Source organism: Bacillus sp. mrc49 (assembly GCF_002803435.1).
In genome coordinates, this window is sequence record NZ_PHNG01000172.1 from 1 (window position 1) to 921 (window position 921).

Genomic DNA, 921 nt, shown 5'->3' on the forward strand with positions numbered 1-921 from the left:
AGCCATTATACTCCATAACATACGTTTGGATCGGGAAACGATTCTCAGGCGGTGTTTCGATGACGGATAAATCCCTCACACCGAGCATAGACATATGAAGGGTCCTCGGAATAGGGGTTGCGGTCAGTGTCAGTACGTCGACATTGGTTTTTAGCCGCTTGATCTTTTCCTTATGCGTGACCCCGAAGCGCTGCTCTTCATCAATAATGAGCAAGCCCAAGTCACGATAGACGATATCCTTGGATAAAATCCTGTGCGTCCCTACGACTATATCCACCGTTCCAGCCTTCAAACCCTTCATCGTTTCCGTTTGCTGTTTTTTCGTCCGGAAACGGCTCATATGACCAATTGAAATGGGATAATCTTGAAAACGCTCCCTCAGAGTTTCATAATGCTGCTGGGCGAGGATGGTTGTCGGGACAAGAAAGGCAACTTGCTTCCCGTCCATAATCGCTTTGAAGGCAGCACGAATTGCCACCTCCGTCTTCCCATAACCGACATCCCCGCAAAGTAAACGATCCATCGGCCTTTCTCGTTCCATATCTTTTTTGATTTCGACAATCGAACGCAGTTGATCTTCCGTTTCGTTATAGGCGAATGAGGTTTCGAATTCCCTCTGCATATCGCCATCAGGAGAAAATGCGTACCCTTTTGCCGCCTCCCGTTCCGCGTATAGCTTGATCAAATCATCGGCAATATTCTCCACGGATGATTGAACCTTGCTTTTGACGCGCTTCCATTCCGTTCCGCCAAGCTTATAGAGCTTCGGTTCCTTCCCTTCGGAACCGACATATTTTTGGACAAGGTCGATTTGGTCAACAGGAACATACAATTTGTCATCAGCTTGATAACGAATATGTAAGTAATCTTTATGAACGCCGTTTATGGTGAGCGTTTCAATTCCTAAATACTTTCCGATAC

1 protein-coding gene is annotated in these 921 nt (G+C 46.4%); it reads right to left on the reverse strand.

What is annotated here, in order from left to right; genetic code table 11:
• On the reverse strand, positions 1 to 921 hold a 921-nt coding region (locus CVN76_RS01195; RefSeq protein WP_157805419.1), incomplete at both ends, for a DEAD/DEAH box helicase.